The organism is Spongiactinospora gelatinilytica, assembly GCF_003236385.1.
Classification (GTDB): Bacteria; Actinomycetota; Actinomycetes; order Streptosporangiales; family Streptosporangiaceae; genus Spongiactinospora; species Spongiactinospora gelatinilytica.
The window spans coordinates 1-417 of sequence record NZ_POUA01000901.1 but is presented as its reverse complement, the minus strand read 5'-3'; the positions used below and the strand labels follow the sequence as shown (position 1 = coordinate 417).

Below are 417 nucleotides of genomic sequence, written 5' to 3'. Positions count from 1 at the left end.
GGTATTGATCGACTTCATCCACATATTGCAGTTTTGAATAACATTTTTGCTAGTCACTTAGACTGGCATAAAACACGTGAAAACTACGTTAATGACAAGATGAATATTACTAAGAATCAGACCAAGGACGATTTCTTGGTAATCAATTGGGATAATACTGAATGGCAAGAACTAGCTAAAAGAACTCAGGCGAAAGTAGTTCCATTTTCACGTCAAGGACTGACTAAGAGCGGTGCGTACGAAATTGAAGGCAAACTTTATTTTAAAGATGAATTAATTATGGAAGCCGATGAAATTGGAATTCCTGGTGAACAAAATGTAGAAAATGCACTAGCCGCTATTGCAGTAGCTAAAATCGAAAAAGTCAGCACAGCTCATATTAAACAAGTTTTGACAACTTTTGGTGGAGTAAAACAT

1 protein-coding gene is annotated in these 417 nt (G+C 36.0%); it reads left to right on the top strand.

The genetic code is table 11. The annotated features are described in order from the left end of the window. Positions 1 to 417: Mur ligase family protein (locus C1I98_RS46780; protein ID WP_267898118.1), on the top strand; the 417-nt coding region annotated here is incomplete at both ends.